Raw genomic sequence first — 20,885 nt, 5'->3', positions numbered from 1 at the left:
TGAGACAGTTGGTGGAAGAAAATGAGTATTAAAAAATACTGTATTTTTCTTCTCACCCTAACTTTTCCTATCAAGAAATGGAGGGAATCCCTTTTGATCGATGTAAATAAATTCGAAAGTATGCAAATAGGTTTAGCTTCTCCAGAAAAGATCAGAAGCTGGTCTTACGGCGAAGTAAAGAAACCTGAAACGATTAACTACCGTACGTTAAAACCTGAACGCGAAGGGTTGTTCTGTGAACGCATTTTCGGCCCAACTAAAGACTGGGAATGTGCCTGTGGAAAATATAAACGTATTCGTTATAAAGGTATCGTTTGTGACCGTTGTGGTGTAGAAGTAACTCGTTCTAAAGTTCGTCGTGAACGCATGGGACACATCGAGTTAGCAGCACCTGTTTCACATATCTGGTATTTCAAAGGTATTCCATCTCGTATGGGTCTTGTATTAGACATGAGTCCTCGTGCCTTAGAAGAAATCATTTACTTCGCCTCTTATGTGGTAATTGATGCTGGAGATACATCTTTAGAGAAAAAACAATTATTAACAGAGCGCGAATATCGCGACAAACGTGATCAATATGGTCAAGGTTTTTCTGCTGCAATGGGTGCAGAAGCTGTTAAACAATTATTGGATAACGTTGATTTAGATGGCGAAGTTGCTGGTTTGAAAGAAGATTTAAAATCAGCGCAAGGTCAAAAAAGAACACGTGCGATTCGTCGTTTGGATATTTTAGAAGCATTCCGTGCTTCTGGAAACTTACCAAGCTGGATGGTTATGGATGTTATACCTGTAATCCCGCCAGATTTACGCCCAATGGTTCAACTAGAAGGTGGACGTTTTGCGACAAGTGATTTGAATGACTTATATCGTCGTGTAATCAACCGTAACAATCGTTTGAAACGTTTATTAGATTTAAACGCACCAAACATCATTGTTCAAAATGAAAAACGTATGCTGCAAGAAGCGGTGGATGCGTTGATCGATAATGGTCGTCGTGGCCGTCCTGTTACAGGACCAGGTAACCGTCCATTAAAATCTTTATCTCATATGTTGAAAGGGAAACAAGGTCGTTTCCGTCAAAACTTACTGGGTAAACGTGTCGATTACTCTGGTCGTTCAGTTATCGTCGTAGGACCTAACTTGAAAATGTTTCAATGTGGTTTGCCAAAAGAAATGGCAATTGAATTATTCAAACCATTTGTAATGCGTGAGTTAGTTCAACGCGAAATTGCAACAAACATCAAAAACGCAAAACGTAAAATCGAACGCGGAGAAGATGAAGTTTGGGATATCTTAGAAGAAGTTATTCAAGAGCATCCAGTATTGCTTAACCGAGCACCTACACTGCATAGACTTGGTATCCAAGCCTTTGAACCAGTATTAGTTGAAGGTCGTGCAATCCGTCTTCACCCATTAGTCTGTGAAGCCTATAATGCCGATTTCGATGGTGACCAAATGGCCGTTCACGTTCCGTTAAATGAAGAAGCGCAAGCAGAAGCACGTATGCTGATGTTGGCTGCTCAAAACATTTTGAATCCAAAAGATGGTAAACCAGTTGTAACACCTTCTCAAGATATGGTCTTAGGGAACTACTACCTAACAATGGAAGAAGAAGGACGTGAAGGGGAAGGTATGATCTTCCGCGACATGAATGAAGCTGTTTTAGCATGGCGTAATGGATACGTGCATTTACACTCACGTATCGGAGTTCAAACAACATTACTTGGTGACAAACCATTTACGGATTGGCAAAAAGAACGTATTTTAATTACAACGGTAGGGAAGATCATCTTTAATGAAATCATGCCTATAGAATTCCCTTACTTGAATGAACCAACGGATTACAACTTAACGGTACAAACGCCAGATAATTACTTTGTAGAAGCGGGTACAGACATTCCTACTCACATTAAAGAACAAGAACTAGTCTTACCATTCAAGAAGAAAAACTTAGGAAATATCATTGCTGAAGTCTTCAAGAGATTCCATATCACTGAAACTTCTAAGATGCTTGATAGAATGAAAGACTTAGGGTATAAACATTCTACTCATGCTGGTATGACTGTTGGTATCGCGGATATCATGGTATTGCATGAGAAACAAGAAATCATTGATGATGCGCATAAACAAGTAGAAAATATTACGAAACAATTCCGTCGTGGTCTGATCACAGATGACGAACGTTATGAACGTGTTATTGCTGTTTGGAACAAAGCCAAAGATGAGATCCAACAAAAACTGATTGAAAGTATGGATGCTAAAAATCCAATCTTCATGATGTCGGATTCTGGGGCCCGTGGTAACATCTCCAACTTTACTCAGCTTGCTGGTATGCGTGGTTTGATGGCCGCACCTAATGGCCGTATCATGGAACTACCGATCATCTCTAACTTCCGTGAAGGACTTTCTGTCTTAGAAATGTTTATCTCTACCCATGGAGCCCGTAAAGGGATGACCGATACCGCCTTGAAAACAGCTGATTCAGGTTACTTGACTCGTCGTTTAGTTGACGTTGCACAAGATGTTATCATTCGTGAAGACGATTGTGGAACTGACCGTGGTCTAGTGATTCAATCTATTCGTGAAGGAAATGAAATCATCGAGCCTTTAGAAGAACGTCTACTTGGACGTTACACTCGTAAAGCCGTTATGCATCCTGAAACAGGCAAAATGATTATCGGTGAAGATCAATTGATTTCAGAAGATCTTGCAAGAGAAATCATTGATGCTGGTGTTGAAACTGTAACGATCCGTTCCGTATTTACATGTAATACCAAACATGGTGTATGTAAACACTGTTACGGCCGTAACTTAGCAACGGGTTCTGGTGTTGAAGTTGGTGAGGCAGTTGGTACAATTGCCGCTCAATCAATCGGAGAGCCTGGTACTCAATTAACAATGCGTACGTTCCATACAGGTGGGGTTGCCGGAGATGATATTACGCAAGGTCTACCTCGTGTCCAAGAAATTTTTGAAGCACGTAATCCTAAAGGGCAAGCAGTCATCACAGAAGTAACCGGTGAAGTGATCGATATTTCTGAAGATCCTGCAACACGTCAAAAAGAAGTAACGATCAAAGGGAAAACTGATACACGTACGTATACAGTTCCTTATACAGCTCGTATGAAAGTTGCGGAAGGCGATACGATCCGTCGTGGTGAACCATTGACAGAAGGTTCGATCGATCCTAAGCAACTACTACAAGTTCGCGATGTTTTATCAGTTGAAAACTACCTATTACGTGAAGTACAACGCGTTTACCGTATGCAAGGGGTAGAAATCGGCGATAAACATATCGAGGTAATGGTGCGTCAAATGCTTCGTAAAGTTCGTGTCATGGATCCAGGTGACACTGAAATCTTACCAGGTACATTACTAGATATCGCTGAATTTAAAGATCGTAACTATGACACATTAGTAGCCGGCGGCGTTCCTGCAACAAGCCGTCCAGTCTTACTAGGAATCACAAAAGCATCATTAGAAACAAACAGTTTCTTATCTGCTGCGTCATTCCAAGAAACGACTCGTGTGTTAACAGATGCTGCGATCCGTGGCAAAAAAGACCCATTACTTGGTTTGAAAGAAAATGTTATCATCGGTAAAATCATCCCAGCTGGTACTGGTATGGCTCGTTACCGTAACATGGAACCAAAAGAAGTTGGCGTAGCGAGTGAAAATGTCTACAGTATCTCTGATATTGAAGCACAAATGGCTGCTGAAGATGCTTTGAATGAGTTGAATAAATAGTTAAATAGAAAAAGGCTTGAAATCAATTGATTTCAAGCCTTTTTTACTTAGTTAAGCTCTGAAGCAGCTTCTTGATCTAAAACAAGTGTTAAGTTCGGATGTGTTTGTAATAAAGAAGCTGGAACTTCGTTTGTAATTGGACCAAAGAAAGCACGTTTGATGATATTCGCTTTTTTCTTTCCGGTAGCAAATAGCACAATTTCTTTGGCTTGCATCACGCTTTTTGGACCCATGGTCACATAAAAGTCTGGACGTTCATTCTCATCTCCGCCTACTTCGTTTAGTAGGATATCTTTCATGTTCTCAGTAGCATCTTCTCCAACATAAGAAGTTAAGTCTTCAAACTTGGTTGTTCCTGGTAGATTTCCACAGTAATGGCCATCTGCTCCGATACCTAGCAGAATCAAGTCTAATCCACCGTCTTGTTCAATTCTTTTGTCCTGTGATTGGTAGTTCGTTTCATCTAATGGATGAATCTGGCTTTCAGGAATTTCTGCTGGTTTAAAGAAGAGGTTATTGAGATTTGTCATTGTTACGCCTTGTCCTTTTTTCTTTTTGAATGGGATTTCATCGAAGTTATAATAATGAACATTATCAAAATAGGCCTTATTTTTTGTGTCAGTAACCAAATATTCATACATTTTGACGGGTGTTGAGCCAGCTGTAATTGCCAGATTAACTCGTTTATGTTGATACATTTCTCCTAGTAGAATATTAGCAGCGACACGGCTCATTTTTTCGTAGTTTTCTTCAATGATGATTTTCATAGTATTGACATCTCCTTCTTTTTATTCAATTTATCATGTGGGAACCATCCCATGTCAATAAAATTTTTTTACAAGCAAATCAATATCATTATTTTTTTATTCGGCTTATGATAAAGAAAAAAAGAGGTGACGTAATAATGGAACATAATTATGAGAAAGCAATTTTTGCCGGAGGCTGTTTCTGGTGCATGATAAAACCTTTTGATACGCAAACGGGTATTATATCAGTTGTCGCTGGCTATACAGGAGGACACGTTGAAAATCCAACCTATGAACAAGTCACGACTGGTTTGACGGGTCATACAGAAGCTGTTGAAATAACATATGATCCCACGATGATCCCATATGAAAAACTGGTGGAAACCTATTGGCAGCAAACAGACCCAACAGATGCTTTAGGACAATTTGCTGATCGGGGCGATTCCTATCGTCCAGTCATTTTTTATGCAAATGAGACTCAAAAAGAAATCGCAGAAAAATCGAAAGCTGCATTACAAGCAAGTGACCGTTTTACACAACCAATCGTGACCAAAATCGAGCCAGCCCAAACTTTTTATCCAGCAGAAGACTATCATCAAGATTATTATAAGAAACATAGCGTACATTATAACCTATATAAAGAAGGCTCTGGACGTGCTGGATTTATTCGGAAAAATTGGAAAGATAAATAACTTATAAGTCGAGACAGAAGCAGATTATACTTTTGTCTCGTTACTTATTTACATAAAAACACAAAAAATAATCCGATGCTCAAAAATGGTACAAAGGGAAGTTGCCGTATTTCTTTCTTTAAAATATATCGGGCAACTAAAAGAAAAAGCAACCCACTACTGCTGGCAATGAATAATAAAAGGATAAGAGATTCAGTGCCTAAGAGCGCTCCCCATAAAGTTAGTAGGAGAATATCTCCGCCTCCCACGGAATCAGATAAGATATAGTTTAAGGCATGTAGGCTAAAGAAAATAATAGTACCTGTGAAAAAATAAATCGGCAAAGCTAAATAAATATGCCCGAACCATAATAAAATAGAGAATGGAAAAAAAATTTTAGGCTCAACGATTAAATAGAATATGTCTGTTAAAGATAAGGTAACTGCTGTAAATAAAAAGCAAAGAGAATACAACGGATAAGCAGACTTAAAAGCAACAAAAAAACAAAGCAACCCACAAATCATCTCACTGTGAAAATAAACGGATGATAATTTATACCCACAATAACGACAACGAAAGCGTAGAAAAATTATAGAAATAATCGGAATCATTTCAAAAACGGTCAACTTAGTCTGGCAATAAAAACAATGAGAAGCGGGATATAAGATAGATTTACCTATAGGAATTCGCTCAGCTGCCAAACAAAGAAACGAACCAATCACACAACCAAAGATAAAATAAATAATCGACATAAAAATCTCCTTTCATAATAATAAATACGCATTTAAATGCTTTTTTAACTAGACAAATATTTTTTTATTAGGAATAATGAAAGTGAGAAATGAGGCGAGAAAATGAAAAAAATAGCAATTGGTGTGGATATTGGCACAACGCAGACAAAAGCGGTCGCTTTCAGAGCAAATGGAACAGTTCAGGCATCTGCCTACGTTCGTTATCCACTTATTCAGGAAACAGAAGGCATGGCAGAACAAGATGTGGAGCAAATTTTTCAAGCAGTGATCATGTGTATCCAGCAGGTGGTCAGTGATGTACAGCCTCTTGAAATTTCACTTATCTCTTTTTCTACAGCGATGCACGGGTTGATTGTTATGGACAAAAATAATCAACCGCTGACTCGAGTCATCACTTGGGCAGATAACCGTGCAGAAAAATATGCAGAAGAACTAAAGGATACGTCTTTAGGAAAAATGATGTATCAAAATACAGGATTGCCGATGCATCCAATGACTCCATTTCACAAAATTCGTTGGTTAAAACAAGAATTTCCAGAAATATATGAGCAAGCAGAGAAATTTATTGGTATGAAAGAGTACGTTTTTTATCGATTATTTGATCAATATATCACGGATATCAGTACAGCTTCTGGGACTGGATTTTTAAATATTCATGATCTCATTTGGGATCAACAAGCTTTAGCCGAGATGGGAATCACAAAAGAGCAGTTGCCATTGTTGGTTACACCAACTCACCAATTAATAGGTTTAGGTGCGCAATGGTTAGAGCAATTGGGAATAACCGCAAAAACAGTTTTTGTATTGGGAGGGGCAGATGGTCCGTTATCTAATTTAGGATTGGGTGCTATAGAAAAAGGTACGGCTACGTTGACGGTTGGAACAAGTGGAGCTGTGCGCTATATTGTTGAACAACCTTGTACGCATCCACAAGCGGAGACTTTTTGCTGCGTTCTAGATGAAAACTATTGGGTTATCGGAGGAGCTACCAGTAATGGTGCTGGGATTTTTGATTGGGCATGTGAAACATTATTAAAAGAGGCCCAGACGGAAGCTCGTGAAGCTAGAAAAAATCCTTATGATGCAGTAATGAATCGTGTAATGGAAACCTCGGTAGGTGCCAAGGGATTGATGTTTCATCCTTATTTACTTGGAGAACGTGCCCCGCTATGGGATGCGGAAGCTGCTGGTGGTTTTATTGGATTGAAGCGAAATCATGATGACAAACTCATGATGCGTGCAGTGATTGAAGGGATCTGTTTGAATTTAAAGCGAATTTTGACAGAATTAGAAGAGCTAGGCGGATCAGTAAGAGAAATACGAGCGACAGGTGGTTTTGCTGATTCAAAAGGATTTAAGCAGGTGATGGCAGATGTCTTTGGGTATAAACTTTCATTAACTGAAAGTGTTGAAGCGTCGGCTTTAGGTGCGGTTATGTTAGGCTGGCAAAGTTTAGGCATAATTTCTGATTTAAAGACTGCTTGTGAGCAAGTTGAAATTTATGAAGTAGTAGAGCCTGATAAAGAAAACTATGAAATTTATCAACAGATTTACCCGCTGTTTATCACAACACAGCAGCAATTATCCGCTAGTTATCATCAATTAGCGAAATTGAGAGCAGATTTAGAATAAAATTATTTTGACAAATAGCGCTGAACTTGTTTTACTAGTAGTAAGAGAACGGAGGAAAGGACATGAAAAAGTTATGGATTATCTCTTTGGTTTTAGCAGGGATTTTTCTGACAAGTTGTGGATCTAAAGGGATCTCAGCAGAAGATGCTGGTGCGTTGTTTGTTGATCGTATGATTTATCAAAAAGAAGAAAGTAATTTTACCAAAGAATTTCGCGACGGTGATCAAGTTGGGAAAGAACTAGATGACAATAGTAAAACATTTGAAGAAAATTTTGCTAAAGGATTATCTTCGACAGGAGCAAAAGTTCCAGAAAAACAGGCAGATCAATTAACAAATGAACTTTTGAAGCAAACAAGAGAAAAAGCAACTTATAAGATCGTTCAAATAGATGAAACGAAAACAGGAGCCACAATCACTTATTATGTGACTGGATTAGACTTAGTGAGTGCGATGCAAGAGATGACGAGACAACTAGTAAAAGATACATTGGCAGATCCTGAAATAGTCAAGGATGAACAAAAAACATTGGAAGCAACTTTTTCTATCTTGGAAGAACGAATCAAATCAATAAAAATTAAAACAGATCCAGTTGAAGTGAAATTACGTTTAGAGAAAGAAAAAGGCAAATGGTTTGTACCAAATAATCAAAAAACGGCAGTATCTAATTTATTTATGGCATTTGTTTCTGGTTCAAAAGATATAGATACGATGAATAAGGAATTACAAGAAGCGTTGAATGATGTTGCGAAAGAGATCATTGATTCAATGGATATGATACCGATACCTAGTAATGATCAGTGATCCATTTTATAATTATTATTAAATGAGAAAAGTTTTAAATATGAAGATATTAGTGTACTTTTTTGTTGTTTCGTACTACAATTGTAGTAGATATAAATTTAGGAGGATGATGTATAATGAAATTTGAACAAACTAAAGAAGTATTGAATCAACTAGTTGCAGACTTAAGCCAGTTTTCAGTAGTGATCCATCAAACACACTGGTATATGCGTGGTCCAGAATTCTTGACATTGCACCCTAAAATGGATGAATACATGGATCAAATCAATGATCAATTAGACGTAATCTCTGAACGCTTGATTACATTAGATGGAGCGCCTTACTCAACATTACAAGAATTTGCTGACCATACTGGTATTGCAGATGAAATTGGCACATATGAACGTACGATTCCTGAACGTATGGAAAAATTAGTAGAAGGCTATCGTTATTTAGCAGACTTATATCAAAAAGGTATTGAAGTTTCTGGTGAAGAGGGCGATGATTCTACACAAGATATCTTTATTGCAAACAAAACAGACCTAGAGAAAAACATCTGGATGTTACAAGCAAAATTAGGGAAAGCACCTGGTATTGATGCAGATTCACGTGCTAAAACTCGTTAATCTAAATAATATAAGAGCATATGGAAGATAGTTGGCTATCTTCCATATGCTTTTTTAGCGTTCTTCACTTTCTAGATTTAACTTGCTACGTTTGATTGCTGCATTTACCTGGTCAAAACCAGTTCCGCCATATGAATGACGACGTTCGATGGCGGTCTTTGATGCTAGGGTTTGGTAGATATCTGATTCAATCAACGATGTAATTGCTTGATAGTTTTCCAATGGGACGTCTTGCAAATAAATTCCTTTTTTTGTACAGTCCAAAACTAATTTCCCAACGACTTCATGTGCTTGTCTGAAAGGCATTCCTTTGTTTGCAAGATAGTCTGCCAACTCTGTTGCATTTGAAAAATCTTTTTCAGTTGATTTTTCCATTATTTCTTTATTTAGTTTCATTGTTTCGACCATACCTGCCATGATCTCTAAACTAGTTAAAACTGTGTGAGACGTATCAAACATGCCTTCTTTGTCTTCCTGCAAGTCTTTATTATAAGCTAACGGTAAACCTTTTAAAACCGTTAAAAGGCTGAATAAATTACCATATACGCGACCTGACTTTCCACGAATCAATTCTGCCATATCCGGATTCTTTTTTTGGGGCATGATCGAACTACCCGTTGAAAACGTATCCGTCAATTCAATAAATTGAAACTCATGGCTGCACCATAAGATTATTTCCTCGCAAAAACGTGAAAGATGCATCATCAAAATAGAACTGTTACTAAGGAACTCTAAGATGAAATCCCGATCGCTCACTCCATCTAGGCTATTTTCATAAATCGAAGAAAACCCCAACAACTCAGCTGAATAGGATCGATCTATCGGAAAAGTTGTTCCGGCAAGAGCTGCAGATCCTAATGGAGAAATATCGATTCGTTTTAAGCTTTCCGAAAAACGTTCTTGATCTCGTGTCAACATGCCGTAATAAGCCATCATATGATGAGCAAATGAAATAGGCTGCGCGTGTTGTAAATGAGTGTAGCCAGGCATAATAGTCTCAACATTTTCTTCAGCTTTTTGGACTAAAACTTTACGAAATAAATGGATTTTTTCAATGACTTCTTGAACGATTTCCTTTAAGTAAAGATGCATGTCTGTAGCGACTTGATCGTTTCTACTTCGACCTGTATGCAATTTACCAGCGACAGGACCGATTTCGTCATGTAGATGTTTCTCAATATTTAAATGGATATCTTCGTTTTCTATACTAAATTCAAGGACGCCGGTGACTAATTTTTTTTGAATAGTAGTAAGTCCAAGTGTAATCTGTTCAGCCTCTTCTTCGGTTAAAATACCTGTCTTTGCAAGCATTTTTACATGCGCTAAACTTCCAGTGATATCTTGTTGGGCTAATTTTTGATCAAATGTAATAGAAGCCCCAAATGCATCTATCCAGGCTTCATTTTTTCCTTCAAAACGTCCACCCCATAATTTTGCCATCATAAACACCTCATTATTATTCATTGGAATAAGTAAGTGATCACCTATTTTTCAAAGCAGATGATCTGTTTACTTATGAATTATCTATTAGAAATAGTATTAGCGGACAAGAATCAATTTTTAAGCGGAAATTCTTGTTCTTCGTTGCAACGAGCTTAATTATCGGATGAAGACTTATCGATTTCCTTATTTCGATCCACAAATCGAAAAGAAACTCTCCTAGGATAAGTCGATTGAAATAGGCAAATAACATCAGTATTCCTTATTTTTGTTTAATGCCGCTTGAACTTCTGCGTTGACTTTAGTTGGTAATCCCCAAAGTTTGATAAAACCAACGGCCGCATCTTGATCGAACGTATCGGCAGATGTGTAAGTTGCTAAGTTTTCATTATATAGACTGTTCGGTGATTTACGACCTTCAACAATGGCATGTCCTTTGAATAATTTTACTCGAACGATACCATTGACATATTTTTGTGTAGATTTTAAGAAAGCAATCAAAGCATCAGTTAGTGGGTTAAACCATAATCCATCATAAATAATTTGAGATAATTGATTTTCAATAATTGGCTTGAAGTGTGCTACTTCGCGCACGAACGTTAAATCTTCTAGTTCTTTATGGGCGGTCATCAGCGTAATCGCTGCTGGACATTCATAAACTTCGCGTGATTTGATACCGACTAAGCGATTTTCTACATGATCAATTCGACCAATACCATGTTTACCAGCTAAATCATTCAAATCCAAAATTAAATCAGATAGCAACATTTCTTGTCCGTTGATAGCGGTAGGGACACCTTCGACAAAAGTTAGCTCGATAATATCTGCTTTATCTAGAGTATTTTCTAAACTAGCCGTTAATTCATAAGCGCCTTCTGGCGGAGTTGCCCATGGATCCTCTAAAATACCACATTCATTGGCACGTCCCCAAAGGTTTTGATCAACGGAATAAGGATTATCTAAATCGGCAGGAACTGGCACGCCTTTTTCTTTTGCATAATTGATTTCTTCTTCGCGAGACCATTTCCATTCACGTACTGGAGCAATAACGTTGAGCTCAGGTGCAAGGGCATTGATCGCTACTTCGAAACGTACTTGATCATTCCCTTTTCCTGTACAGCCATGAGCAATCGTTGTAGCACCTGTCTCGTGTGCTAATTCTACTAATTTTTTAGCGATAAGTGGGCGGGATAACGCGGATACTAATGGATACGATTGCTCATAGAATGTATGCCCTTGTAAAGCAATTAAAGCGAATTCTTGCGCAAATTCTTCTTTGGCATCAATGGTATAAGAAGCAGAAGCGCCAACTTCCAATGCTTTATTTTTGATGAAATCTAAATCTTTCTTTTCACCAACATCTAAGCAGCAAGCAATTACATCATATCCTTCGTCAACTAACCATTTAACGGCAACAGAGGTATCTAATCCCCCGGAATAAGCTAAAACAACTTTTTGTTTCATCATGTAACACTCCTTATTTTCTAATTTTCTTTTTTGATTGTTCTCATCATATCACTTGAAAATGCAAAAATCAACACTTTTTATAAATAAATATACATAAAAATGGATTAAAAAGTAAAATTATGCAATTTTTATTTGTGAGATTACATAATATACATTACGTATTTTTTTGTAATTTTCACTTTTTAAATAGACACTATTTTTGAATCAGAAAAATTAGCAAGAAAAAATAGTGGAAAACGTCAGAAATTCATTGACTTTACTAGTGATAGAAGGTATCATGTTAAATGGTATTGTTTGCCCCACAATGAGCCCCGGAAACTCAAGTGAATGTCAAACATCGAATAGAAAATTGGAGGAAAGAATCGTGCGTACAACATATATGGCCAAATCTGGCGAAGTAGAACGTAAATGGTATGTAGTAGATGCAACAGATATCCCAATGGGACGTCTATCAACTGTAGTTGCTTCTATCTTACGTGGAAAAAATAAACCAACATTCACACCACATGTGGATACTGGAGATTTCGTAATTGTAATTAATGCTGACAAAATCAAATTAACTGGTAACAAAGCAAGTGATAAAATTTACTACCGTCACAGCCAATACCCAGGTGGGTTGAAATCTGTTACTGCTGGTGAATTACGCGATAAAAACTCTCGTCGTTTAATCGAAACTTCTGTAAAAGGTATGCTTCCTAAAAACACTTTAGGCCGTAAACAATTTACTAAGTTGAACGTATACGGTGGAGCTGAGCATCCACATGCTGCACAACAACCAGAAGTATTAGATATTACTAACCTAATTTAAGGAGGGAAATTCATTGGCTCAAGTACAATATATCGGCACTGGCCGTCGTAAAAATGCAGTTGCCCGCGTACGTTTAGTACCTGGTACTGGTAAAATTACTGTAAATAAAAAAGATGTTGAAGAATATATTCCACACGCTGACTTGCGTGAAGTTATCAACCAACCATTTGGTGTAACTGAAACTAAAGGCGCTTATGATGTAATGGTAAACGTTAATGGTGGAGGCTACTCTGGTCAATCAGGTGCGATCCGTCACGGAATCGCTCGTGCATTATTAGAAGTAGATCCTGATTTCCGTGCTGCTTTAAAACGCGCTGGACTTCTTACTCGTGATGCCCGTATGGTAGAACGTAAAAAACCAGGTCTTAAGAAAGCTCGTAAAGCTTCACAGTTCTCAAAACGTTAATCTTTGTTATATCAAGGATTTCAAGACACTTTCCAGTTTTTGGAAGGTGTCTTTTTTTGATTTGGTTACGAGTTTGGTTACGACTTTTTTGTACTTCGTAACTAATTACTCTTGATTCGCTTGTCTATATTCTTCCAAACGTTTAAGTGTGTCTATTTTTGTCTGGTCGTTCGTATGTCCGTAAACGTCTCGAATCATGTTTGAGGTTTCTGCATGACCGACAAGAGATTTGATAATTAAACCGTCAATTCCTTGGTTCAGTAAATCTGATACAAAGGTGTGTCTTAAACCATGAGGAATGATATGCGGAAGGTTGTATTTTTTCTCTAAATGATTCAATTTATTGTTTAACCAATCTGTGTGAAGTGGTTGATTAACGTCACCCATTTGATTTACATAAGTGAATAAAAATTGCTTTTGTGTCTGTTTGATATTTAATTGTTTTAACTCAACAGCTTGTTTTTGTTTCCATTCCTTCAATAGATTTACAATGGTTTCATTAATTGGCACGTCACGAAAACGATAGCCATTTTTCATACCTCTTACACGCTCATATCTCTTAGTTTCAGGGTTCTTTACTAACTTGTGAGACAAAGAAACTAGTTGTTTTTTGAAGTCAATGTCAGCCCACACAAGAGGATAAATTTCACCTTTCGTTGCGCCGAGATAGTAAGTTAATGCTAGAAGGACATAATTTTGGAAGCCATGCTCTCTTTTCATTAACTCTAGTGACTGTTGGATAATCTCAACAGAATAGTATTTTTGTTGTCTCTTATTTTCTTTTTTCCGTTTGAGAGCTTCATTTACAGGCATCTCAAGTAGCTCATAAGGATTATTAGAAATATATCCTTTTAGTAGCGCATATTTCATTACTTGCTTTGTGTAAGAGACACAGAATTTGAAATTGGTGTAAGGTTTAATTTTTTTCTCTTTGTCGCCAAAAGCCCACAAAATTTGAAGGCTTTCTAAAGTATCGAAAGATACAGCTTTAATTTTCTTGCTTCCTAAATAGGGGAGAATGTGAAGTCGAAAGATGCTTTCTGTCTGATCTAGTGTACTTTGTTCATGGTGTTTTGTTACAATATATTTTTGCTTCCACCAAACCTTATAAACCTCTTCAAATGTGTAGTCACCTTTTTTCTTTTTTACTTCTCCTTTCAATTTTTGAAGCTTGGCTTCCTGTTCAAGAATCAGAGCTTCATTTTTAGTATCTGCATAGGAGACAAACCTTGAAAAGCCTGCTCCCATGTAGACATTAACTTTGTATTTTCCATTATCCATTTCCTGTATAGCCATGTTATCTTCTCACTTTCTTTTGCACATCAGAATATGAGAACACTATTTTTTGAGTGTAGCATGGTTTAAGCTGATTGAACATAATTTTTTAACCAGCTATCAATTTCTAGTTTATCGTAAAGGATGACTCCGTTAATATTAATTCTAGGAAGTCCTTCTACAATTAATTTATCAATGGTGTTATTTGAAAGGTTGAGATATTGGCATAATTGACACTTTTTGATATAGCGTTTATTTAGTCCCAGCTCGTCTTGAAAATGTGCAATCTCATTCTTCAATAACTGATGAATCGTTTCCTGTAACCCTTGTTTTTGAGTATCAGACAGTAAAATAGTGAGTTCGTTCATTTATGATTTCCTCCATTTTTCTTGATTTTTGTATAACGAACATTTTGTTCTTCAAAGCCTATTTCCTTGTTTGGAATACCTTGTTCATCCCATTCTTGAAAGAAGATAGGTCGTTTGCTTACGTAGGTGTTGGTAAATAAGATTTCTTGGTCTGTTGCATCATAAGGCTGATTCGTCAACCTCTTTATTTCGAGTGGTTGTTTTAGGTTTTGTGATTTAAAGAAGGCTTTTTTCTTATGCTCCTTTAGTTCTAAATCCTTATCAAAGTACTTGCTGACATACGGTCCTCTATTTTCAGCGCTATCCACGTCAATTTTGTTGATTTTGATTAGTCCATGTCCCCATATCTCCGTCAGTTCTGCATGAGGTAAATATGGAAAGCCAAATAAAACAACGTGATAATGAATAGCGCCACGTTTTTGTTTCTCCCACGTAGCTAAATATTTAATTTGGGATTTCTTTGTCTTGTATAAGCTGTTGGCGTCTGATCATGCGTTCACTTGGCTTCCAGTTCAAATACTCATAATACGTAGTTCTTGGTATTTTAAGGACTTTTAAAATACGAGTAATGCGGTGCTTTGCCTCCAAACTGACTCGGACGACTCGTAAGACCGTTGCTCGTCCTTTGCCGATCAATTCTTTGCCAAAAGCACCGCTGCTCGCTTTAAAATGTCAATTTCCTCTTTTAACCGTTTATTTTCCTTCAATAGCTCTCGTTCTTTTATTGAAAGAACATTTCGATCAAATGGATCTGCCTGACGTATCCATTTAGAAAGTGTAGAGACACTGACATTATATTCTTTCGATAGTGAGTTCGCAGACCGACCGGTCTGACTAAGCGATATCATAGATTCTCTAAATTCTTTTGAATATCTTGTCGCTGTGTTTTTTGTCTGCATAATAAAAACTCCTTTAATAGATTATAGCGAACAACTTGTCCGCATTTCTAGTATAGGAGCCATATTTTTCCCTTAAAAAATAATCAATTAGAATCTGAATACTTGCATTAAATCGTATTTTTATTTCTAAAAAACGTTGACAAAAAAACTTAATGACCGATATACTTACTTATGTAAATGATTTTATTATAGAGTAGGAGCAATTTCAGTCACTCCCGAGCAACTGAAATCACAAGCAAAGGTTTATACACAATCGCAACAACAAATTCAAGATGCGATTCGCAAAGTAAACTTAATGACTCAACAGATTGCTCAAGAATGGAAAGGACAAACTTTTCAATCATACTTAGAGCAATAAAATAAGTTAGAAGGCAACGTGAAAAAATGGAAAAATTGCTGATCAGCATTAATAGTCAATTAAACAAATATGGGGATACAGCCACACAACGTGATCAACAAGATGCAAGTTCTTTCGGTTTAAACTAAAAAATATAGTGACAACAAAAGCGTTCGTGCAAAGTTTTAGTAAAGGAGTTTAACGTTTGAATAAGAAAAGAGCAGTTAAACTAGGAATAATTACAGGAATTATCGTACTTTTAGGAACAATAGGTGTGTTAGAAGTGAAAAAAATGACCGAACCAACTGAAAAAGAAAAACAGGTTGCTTTTCTTAGAGAGCATGAAAGTGAAATAACTGATTATATTAAAAGTCAAAGTCCAAAGATTGAGAGCGTACAATTTAATTGGAATAGTGTGAAAACTGAAAAAATTGGAAATGGAACTCCTATGGGAGCAGGAAAATTATTGATACTTGAAGGAGGATTCAATGATATAAAGGATTCTAATTTTGTCTTAAGTTTTGGAATGGATGATGATAATATTTCTAAATTAGATACGATCGGTTTGTTAAATTCCTTGTATGTTGGAGGAATAATTTATGAGTAACTTAGAGAATTTTAATAATATATATGCTGATTTATCACAAGGTGCATATACCGGTAGGAAAAACAACTTTCCTTACAATGAATTAAAGCCTAGTCAACAAAATAAATTAAATTCTAATGAGTCCGTAAAATTTAATTTTTCAGATACAAAAGATGCACATGGAAATAGTATTGATTCCGTCTATTTACAACCAGAAAGTCTTGTGCTAACGCTTTTTTTGTAAAGGAGTCTAACTTGTGAATAAAAAAAGAGCAGTGAAACTAAGCATATTAACAGGAATTATTTTAATTTTAGCAATAATAGGTGTGTTAGGAGTGAAGAAAATGACCGAACCAACAGAGAAAGAAAAACAAATCACTTTTCTCAAAAAACATGAAAATGAAATGAATGAGTACATCGAAAATAGTGTTGAATTTCAAATATCAAAAGTTACTTATAATTGGGATAGTGTAATAGAAAATACGATAGGAAATGGTCTGCCTAAAGGAGCAGGTAAAGTTATTCAAATATTTGGGTTCGTAAATAATAAAGAGAATTTGGATTTTAGATTGGACATTCCAATAGACAATAGTAACCTCCCCGACCTAAATACTATCAAATATGGTCAACAATTAACTGACGAAGGAGAATGACATGGCTAATTTAGAAAAAGATTATAATATATATGCTGATTTATCACAAGGTGCATATACCGGTAGGGAAAACAACTTTCCTTACAATGAATTAAAGCCTAGTCAACAAAATAAATTAGATTCTAATGAGTCCGTAAAATTTAATTTTTCAGATACAAAAGATGCACATGGAAATAGTATTGATTCCGTCTATTTACAACCAGAAAGTCTTGCGCTAACGCTTTTTTTAGTAAAGGAGTCTAACTTGTGAATAAAAAAAGAGCGGTGAAACTAAGCATATTAACAGGAATTACTTTAATTTTAGCAATAATAGGTGTGTTAGGAGTGAAGAAAATGACCGAACCAACGGAGAAAGAAAAGCAAGTTGCTTTTTTGAAAGTGAATAAGAGATATATTGAAAAGGAGGCCTTTGAAATTAATGGTAAAATGACAGTTGAAAATATTCACTTTGACTGGGACACTGTCACTGTTGAATATTCAGGAGTAATAAAATCAATCCCGTATGCCTTAAGTGTTGAAGTTTCTAGTACTATGTTATCTAATGGAAAAAAATATAATGACATTTTAGTTGTTAAAACAGATGTAGATAAATTGGACACTATAACAAGTGTTGCATTCAGATAACTACAAAGGATGGGAGAATTAATTAGATGGCAGATTTAGATAACTATAATAATATTTATGCTGACTTGGCACAAGGAGCATACACTGGAAGACCAGAAGGAAAGTCTTTTGCTGATAAGACACCTGACCAAAAAAATGAGTTAAAAAATGAAGGCTGTGCTACATACGAGTTTCCTAATGCAAAAGATGCACATGGGAATAGTATTGATCCCGTCTATTTACAACCCGACAATACCGTTAAAACAGTGACTGAAAAGAAGTTTTTTGGCAAAGATAAAGAATACCAAAAAGGCTTATTAACCGATGAAAAAGCGGGGTATAACTCGTATTATGTTATGGATACCCCTACCCTAAATACAGACACCAAACATACATATTTCACTACTCGTGGAAGTGATGGTGCTTCTACAGATGTAAAAAAAGGGTGGGCAGGCAATAATTTAAACGATTGGGTGAACAATAATGCGTCCTTTGCAGCAGGAGATGCCCATATCCCCCAAGCAAAATTAGCAACAGAAGCGATGCACCAAAAAATTAAAGAAATGGGAATTAAAGCGCCGAATGCCACCATGTCTATGACCGGACATTCATTGGGAACAATGGTCACGATTCAAGCTGTAGCCAATCTACCGGCAGGAGATATTGAGAAGATTGATAAGGTCATTTTATTTCAAGGTCCGATGCGAGAGAAAGCATTAATAAGATGTCAAAACAAGCACAAGCGAATATTCAACGGCTAGAAGAACAAGGGAAAATCGAATATTATGTGAATGCTTTTGATATTGTTTCTATGTTGAATCGAAACAAAAAAGGCATTGATGAAATCGGAAAGGTTCATTATTTATTGCCAAAATCATTTAACACAACGTTTGATGGTGGTAAAAATGGTTCCAGTCATGATTTCGGACAGTATCAATTAAATCCAGACGGGACACCTAAAGAAGCCAATTTAAAAGACCATGGCTATATTTTCACTGCAGGGATCAAATTATCTGCACTTATCGATAAATATATGAACAAGTTATTGGCCACTACAGGAGCAGGAGTGGACTCTGGAGCATTTTGGGCAGCAATCGCAGGAGATGCGTACCTCTATAAAAAATTTATGAAAGAATACGACAAAATTGTTGCCGATGCTAAAGTTGCAAGTGAATGGCAAGGAGACGTAGCTAGCTTACAAGGACGTATACGTGGGGCTTCTGGCAGTAAAAAAATTGAACTTCGAGGAGAACTTGCCACAGAAGTCGCAAATAAAGCGAAAACAGTTGGCGACGACTATGTATTAATTCAAAAAAATGACCAACAAGAAGCAGAAGATGAAGTAGATTTGGTTGTAAAAGAAATTGAAAGTGGTGCAAAGGACATTCAAAAATATTTAGAAAGTTATGAAGTTGAAGCCCTGATTGCTCCCTATAAAAAAACTAACTTGTGGGATAGTGGCCAAGCAACAAGCAATACCAACGAAGCAAAAAAATACAAAGAAAAATTGACTGCATTCAGTAAAACGTTAACGACTGTCGCAAAGAACATTCAAGAATATGATGGCAATGCAGGGAAAAATATATTCACGAATAAGTAACAAAGGAGTTTTAGTATGGAGGAAGAAAAAGCCTTGCAATTAAAATTAAAGCAAGAACGAAAAAATCAGGAACGAATCGCTATAAAAGCAATAATCACCGCAAAAAAAGCACGTTTAAGTACAACCAGACAAAATTCAACTAGTACGTTAAAAGAACTAGCAGAAGCCATGTACCAACAAAGTAACAGTGTCCTTCCGGGCGCACTAGAAGGAGCTTTACAGGGAAACAGTGCAACGTCTGCCAAACAGAGTTTGACCCAGTTAGCGAAACCATCCTTTAAAACCCCTGTAAAAGAGGTTTAATCGAATGAGTCCAGAAGAACGAAAAAAGAAACAACGACAAGCAACAGAACAATACGAGCAGGAAAAACGCGCTCTTCAACAAACACAGAAAAAAATGGAAGAAGAAGTGGATCGCTTCAAAAAAGACACCGAAAAGTTGATGGATAAAGTTCTCTATCTAACAAAGAATGATTCCTGGGATAAACGAGTGTTTTATAGACAAATGGAAGAAAGTCAAGCAACGATTCAATCTGAAAATCGACGATTCACGCAAAAAGTGGAAGAAAAACAAATCGAATTAAAACGAACCTACCAACGAGATATAGAAAAAATAGATCAGACCGAAGGAACAACCTGAAACTTTGACTTATAACAGAATCAAAACCTATTCCTGTTTTAGAGAAATGGGAGTATAGATGTATAAGAAATATTTCAAAAATTATCGAATGACCATCGATATTCTTTCACTTCAGTATTATTTATTAAGGTTGTCTAAATCATCATCAGAACTTATTTTAATAGAATATATGCTGAAAGAGAAGCTATTAAGCATGAATCTATCAGAACAGATTGATAGTATTTTATAAAGATCAATTATATCAGTCACTTGTTTTCTGATATAAAGCTGAGTGAGTTTTATCTACAAGCAATTAGTTTATGTTTAGATTGATTACATAAAAGGTTACAATTAAATAATATATTTTACCTTTAAAAAAATAAAAATATTCAATTAGGGTTGAAGAATTTCCTTGGGATTGTATTTTATTTCTAAAAAACGTTGACAAGTATACTTATTGACCGATATACTGTTTATGTAAACAATTTTATTACAGAGTAGGAGAGATTATAATGGCAGGAGCAATTTCGGTCACACCCGAGCAACTGAAATCACAAGCAAAGGTTTATACACAATCACAACAACAAATCCAAGATGCGATTCGTAAAGTAAATTCTATGAATCAACAAATCGCACAAGAGTGGAAAGGTCAAGCGTTCCAATCGTATTTAGAACAATACAATCAATTAGAAGGTAACGTTAAAAAAATGGAAGAGTTGTTGATCAGTATCAATAGTCAGTTGAACAAATATGCTGACACAGTAGCACAACGTGACCAACAAGATGCAAGTTCTTTCGGTTTAAACTAAATTAATTTTTGAAATAAAAAAGCGTCAGTGCAATTCATTGCGCGGACGTTTTTTATTTA

23 protein-coding genes and 4 pseudogenes are annotated in these 20,885 nt (G+C 36.3%); 18 read left to right on the top strand and 9 right to left on the bottom strand.

What is annotated here, in order from left to right; genetic code table 11:
* Window positions 1-93: 93 nt before the first annotated feature.
* Complete coding sequence (gene rpoC / locus AC4BC4_RS15315; protein ID WP_438757860.1) at window positions 94-3,747, top strand: DNA-directed RNA polymerase subunit beta'; 3,654 nt, start codon at window positions 94-96, stop codon at window positions 3,745-3,747.
* 47 nt (window positions 3,748-3,794) lie between these two features.
* Here rpoC and AC4BC4_RS15310 read toward each other — a convergent pair whose 3' ends face one another.
* Window positions 3,795-4,514, bottom strand: coding sequence for a glucosamine-6-phosphate deaminase (locus AC4BC4_RS15310; protein ID WP_490476284.1), 720 nt, complete (start codon window positions 4,512-4,514; stop codon window positions 3,795-3,797).
* Between the two features lie 137 nt (window positions 4,515-4,651).
* Here AC4BC4_RS15310 and msrA point away from each other — a divergent pair, with 137 nt between their 5' ends.
* Window positions 4,652-5,185, top strand: coding sequence for a peptide-methionine (S)-S-oxide reductase MsrA (gene msrA, locus AC4BC4_RS15305; RefSeq protein WP_490476283.1), 534 nt, complete (start codon window positions 4,652-4,654; stop codon window positions 5,183-5,185).
* 44 nt (window positions 5,186-5,229) lie between these two features.
* Here the strand turns inward: msrA and AC4BC4_RS15300 are convergent, their stop codons facing one another.
* Window positions 5,230-5,916, bottom strand: a complete 687-nt coding sequence (locus tag AC4BC4_RS15300; protein ID WP_490476282.1) for a prepilin peptidase — start codon at window positions 5,914-5,916, stop codon at window positions 5,230-5,232.
* A gap of 102 nt (window positions 5,917-6,018) precedes the next feature.
* Between AC4BC4_RS15300 and AC4BC4_RS15295 the strand changes: the two genes are divergently transcribed.
* From AC4BC4_RS15295 to AC4BC4_RS15285, 3 genes are all read left to right on the top strand, one after another.
* Window positions 6,019-7,548, top strand: a complete 1,530-nt coding sequence (locus AC4BC4_RS15295; protein ID WP_490476281.1) for a gluconokinase — start codon at window positions 6,019-6,021, stop codon at window positions 7,546-7,548.
* Between the two features lie 62 nt (window positions 7,549-7,610).
* Window positions 7,611-8,351 (top strand): DUF5105 domain-containing protein, encoded by a 741-nt coding sequence (locus AC4BC4_RS15290; protein WP_490476280.1) that lies wholly within the window; start codon window positions 7,611-7,613, stop codon window positions 8,349-8,351.
* 116 nt (window positions 8,352-8,467) lie between these two features.
* Complete coding sequence (locus AC4BC4_RS15285) at window positions 8,468-8,956, top strand: Dps family protein (protein WP_490476279.1); 489 nt, start codon at window positions 8,468-8,470, stop codon at window positions 8,954-8,956.
* Between the two features lie 54 nt (window positions 8,957-9,010).
* On the opposite strand, the gene argH is transcribed toward AC4BC4_RS15285, so the two are convergent.
* On the bottom strand, window positions 9,011-10,396 hold the full coding sequence (argH, locus tag AC4BC4_RS15280) for an argininosuccinate lyase (protein WP_490476278.1): 1,386 nt from the start codon (window positions 10,394-10,396) through the stop codon (window positions 9,011-9,013).
* Between the two features lie 252 nt (window positions 10,397-10,648).
* Entirely contained in the window at window positions 10,649-11,860 is a 1,212-nt protein-coding gene (locus AC4BC4_RS15275; protein ID WP_490476277.1) for an argininosuccinate synthase, read from the bottom strand.
* A gap of 364 nt (window positions 11,861-12,224) precedes the next feature.
* Here AC4BC4_RS15275 and rplM point away from each other — a divergent pair, with 364 nt between their 5' ends.
* Both rplM and rpsI read left to right on the top strand, forming a co-directional pair.
* Window positions 12,225-12,671, top strand: a complete 447-nt coding sequence (gene rplM, locus AC4BC4_RS15270; RefSeq protein WP_303393681.1) for a 50S ribosomal protein L13 — start codon at window positions 12,225-12,227, stop codon at window positions 12,669-12,671.
* A gap of 13 nt (window positions 12,672-12,684) precedes the next feature.
* On the top strand, window positions 12,685-13,077 hold the full coding sequence (gene rpsI, locus AC4BC4_RS15265) for a 30S ribosomal protein S9 (protein WP_010762225.1): 393 nt from the start codon (window positions 12,685-12,687) through the stop codon (window positions 13,075-13,077).
* 105 nt (window positions 13,078-13,182) lie between these two features.
* Here rpsI and AC4BC4_RS15260 read toward each other — a convergent pair whose 3' ends face one another.
* The 5 genes and pseudogenes from AC4BC4_RS15260 to AC4BC4_RS15240 all read right to left on the bottom strand — a co-directional run.
* Window positions 13,183-14,358, bottom strand: a complete 1,176-nt coding sequence (locus AC4BC4_RS15260) for a tyrosine-type recombinase/integrase (protein ID WP_490476276.1) — start codon at window positions 14,356-14,358, stop codon at window positions 13,183-13,185.
* 80 nt (window positions 14,359-14,438) lie between these two features.
* Window positions 14,439-14,720 (bottom strand): DNA-binding protein, encoded by a 282-nt coding sequence (locus tag AC4BC4_RS15255; protein ID WP_490476275.1) that lies wholly within the window; start codon window positions 14,718-14,720, stop codon window positions 14,439-14,441.
* Entirely contained in the window at window positions 14,717-15,028 is a 312-nt protein-coding gene (locus AC4BC4_RS15250; RefSeq protein ID WP_490476274.1) for a hypothetical protein, read from the bottom strand. The genes AC4BC4_RS15255 and AC4BC4_RS15250 overlap by 4 nt, the downstream gene beginning before the upstream one ends.
* Before the next feature lie 6 nt (window positions 15,029-15,034).
* Window positions 15,035-15,169: pseudogene (locus tag AC4BC4_RS15245) on the bottom strand (rolling circle replication-associated protein); the annotation flags it as partial.
* A gap of 10 nt (window positions 15,170-15,179) precedes the next feature.
* A pseudogene (locus AC4BC4_RS15240) lies at window positions 15,180-15,619 on the bottom strand (transposase); the annotation flags it as partial.
* A 202-nt stretch (window positions 15,620-15,821) separates the two neighbouring features.
* Here AC4BC4_RS15240 and AC4BC4_RS15235 point away from each other — a divergent pair.
* From AC4BC4_RS15235 to AC4BC4_RS15185, 11 genes and pseudogenes are all read left to right on the top strand, one after another.
* Window positions 15,822-16,105 (top strand): annotated as a pseudogene (locus tag AC4BC4_RS15235) (WXG100 family type VII secretion target).
* A gap of 56 nt (window positions 16,106-16,161) precedes the next feature.
* A complete protein-coding gene (locus AC4BC4_RS15230) occupies window positions 16,162-16,563 on the top strand; it encodes a hypothetical protein (RefSeq protein ID WP_490476273.1) in 402 nt (133 codons plus the stop codon).
* The gene (locus AC4BC4_RS15225; RefSeq protein WP_490476272.1) at window positions 16,556-16,786 is read left to right on the top strand and encodes a hypothetical protein; all 231 of its coding nucleotides are present in this window, start codon (window positions 16,556-16,558) and stop codon (window positions 16,784-16,786) included. The genes AC4BC4_RS15230 and AC4BC4_RS15225 overlap by 8 nt, the downstream gene beginning before the upstream one ends.
* A gap of 13 nt (window positions 16,787-16,799) precedes the next feature.
* Window positions 16,800-17,195, top strand: coding sequence for a hypothetical protein (locus AC4BC4_RS15220; RefSeq protein ID WP_438757873.1), 396 nt, complete (start codon window positions 16,800-16,802; stop codon window positions 17,193-17,195).
* 1 nt (window position 17,196) lies between these two features.
* On the top strand, window positions 17,197-17,445 hold the full coding sequence (locus tag AC4BC4_RS15215) for a hypothetical protein (protein WP_490476271.1): 249 nt from the start codon (window positions 17,197-17,199) through the stop codon (window positions 17,443-17,445).
* The gene (locus AC4BC4_RS15210) at window positions 17,442-17,819 is read left to right on the top strand and encodes a hypothetical protein (protein ID WP_490476270.1); all 378 of its coding nucleotides are present in this window, start codon (window positions 17,442-17,444) and stop codon (window positions 17,817-17,819) included. Before AC4BC4_RS15215 ends, AC4BC4_RS15210 begins: the two co-directional genes overlap by 4 nt.
* A gap of 26 nt (window positions 17,820-17,845) precedes the next feature.
* A pseudogene (locus AC4BC4_RS15205) lies at window positions 17,846-19,398 on the top strand (cutinase family protein).
* A gap of 15 nt (window positions 19,399-19,413) precedes the next feature.
* Window positions 19,414-19,701, top strand: a complete 288-nt coding sequence (locus AC4BC4_RS15200; protein ID WP_490476269.1) for a hypothetical protein — start codon at window positions 19,414-19,416, stop codon at window positions 19,699-19,701.
* Between the two features lie 4 nt (window positions 19,702-19,705).
* Window positions 19,706-20,038, top strand: a complete 333-nt coding sequence (locus AC4BC4_RS15195; protein WP_490476268.1) for a hypothetical protein — start codon at window positions 19,706-19,708, stop codon at window positions 20,036-20,038.
* 58 nt (window positions 20,039-20,096) lie between these two features.
* Window positions 20,097-20,267: a hypothetical protein gene (locus tag AC4BC4_RS15190; RefSeq protein WP_490476267.1), complete on the top strand. Its 171-nt coding sequence runs from the start codon at window positions 20,097-20,099 to the stop codon at window positions 20,265-20,267.
* A gap of 262 nt (window positions 20,268-20,529) precedes the next feature.
* Window positions 20,530-20,826, top strand: a complete 297-nt coding sequence (locus tag AC4BC4_RS15185) for a WXG100 family type VII secretion target (protein ID WP_010761887.1) — start codon at window positions 20,530-20,532, stop codon at window positions 20,824-20,826.
* The last annotated feature ends 59 nt before the right edge of the window (window positions 20,827-20,885 follow it).

The sequence above is a fragment of the Enterococcus sp. AMC1086 genome, assembly GCF_058216575.1.
This window is presented reverse-complemented; position numbering and strand designations above follow the sequence as displayed.

Coding starts and splice junctions, on each gene's coding strand:
- AC4BC4_RS15255 (WP_490476275.1), bottom strand. CDS start 14,720: ATGAACGAACTCACTATTTTACTGTCTGATACTCAAAAACAAGGGTTA.
- AC4BC4_RS15275 (WP_490476277.1), bottom strand. CDS start 11,860: ATGAAACAAAAAGTTGTTTTAGCTTATTCCGGGGGATTAGATACCTCT.
- AC4BC4_RS15190 (WP_490476267.1), top strand. CDS start 20,097: ATGTATAAGAAATATTTCAAAAATTATCGAATGACCATCGATATTCTT.
- AC4BC4_RS15215 (WP_490476271.1), top strand. CDS start 17,197: ATGGCTAATTTAGAAAAAGATTATAATATATATGCTGATTTATCACAA.
- AC4BC4_RS15310 (WP_490476284.1), bottom strand. CDS start 4,514: ATGAAAATCATCATTGAAGAAAACTACGAAAAAATGAGCCGTGTCGCT.
- AC4BC4_RS15300 (WP_490476282.1), bottom strand. CDS start 5,916: ATGTCGATTATTTATTTTATCTTTGGTTGTGTGATTGGTTCGTTTCTT.
- AC4BC4_RS15260 (WP_490476276.1), bottom strand. CDS start 14,358: ATGGATAATGGAAAATACAAAGTTAATGTCTACATGGGAGCAGGCTTT.
- argH (WP_490476278.1), bottom strand. CDS start 10,396: ATGGCAAAATTATGGGGTGGACGTTTTGAAGGAAAAAATGAAGCCTGG.
- AC4BC4_RS15200 (WP_490476269.1), top strand. CDS start 19,414: ATGGAGGAAGAAAAAGCCTTGCAATTAAAATTAAAGCAAGAACGAAAA.
- AC4BC4_RS15195 (WP_490476268.1), top strand. CDS start 19,706: ATGAGTCCAGAAGAACGAAAAAAGAAACAACGACAAGCAACAGAACAA.
- AC4BC4_RS15185 (WP_010761887.1), top strand. CDS start 20,530: ATGGCAGGAGCAATTTCGGTCACACCCGAGCAACTGAAATCACAAGCA.
- msrA (WP_490476283.1), top strand. CDS start 4,652: ATGGAACATAATTATGAGAAAGCAATTTTTGCCGGAGGCTGTTTCTGG.
- AC4BC4_RS15290 (WP_490476280.1), top strand. CDS start 7,611: ATGAAAAAGTTATGGATTATCTCTTTGGTTTTAGCAGGGATTTTTCTG.
- AC4BC4_RS15285 (WP_490476279.1), top strand. CDS start 8,468: ATGAAATTTGAACAAACTAAAGAAGTATTGAATCAACTAGTTGCAGAC.
- AC4BC4_RS15225 (WP_490476272.1), top strand. CDS start 16,556: ATGAGTAACTTAGAGAATTTTAATAATATATATGCTGATTTATCACAA.
- AC4BC4_RS15295 (WP_490476281.1), top strand. CDS start 6,019: ATGAAAAAAATAGCAATTGGTGTGGATATTGGCACAACGCAGACAAAA.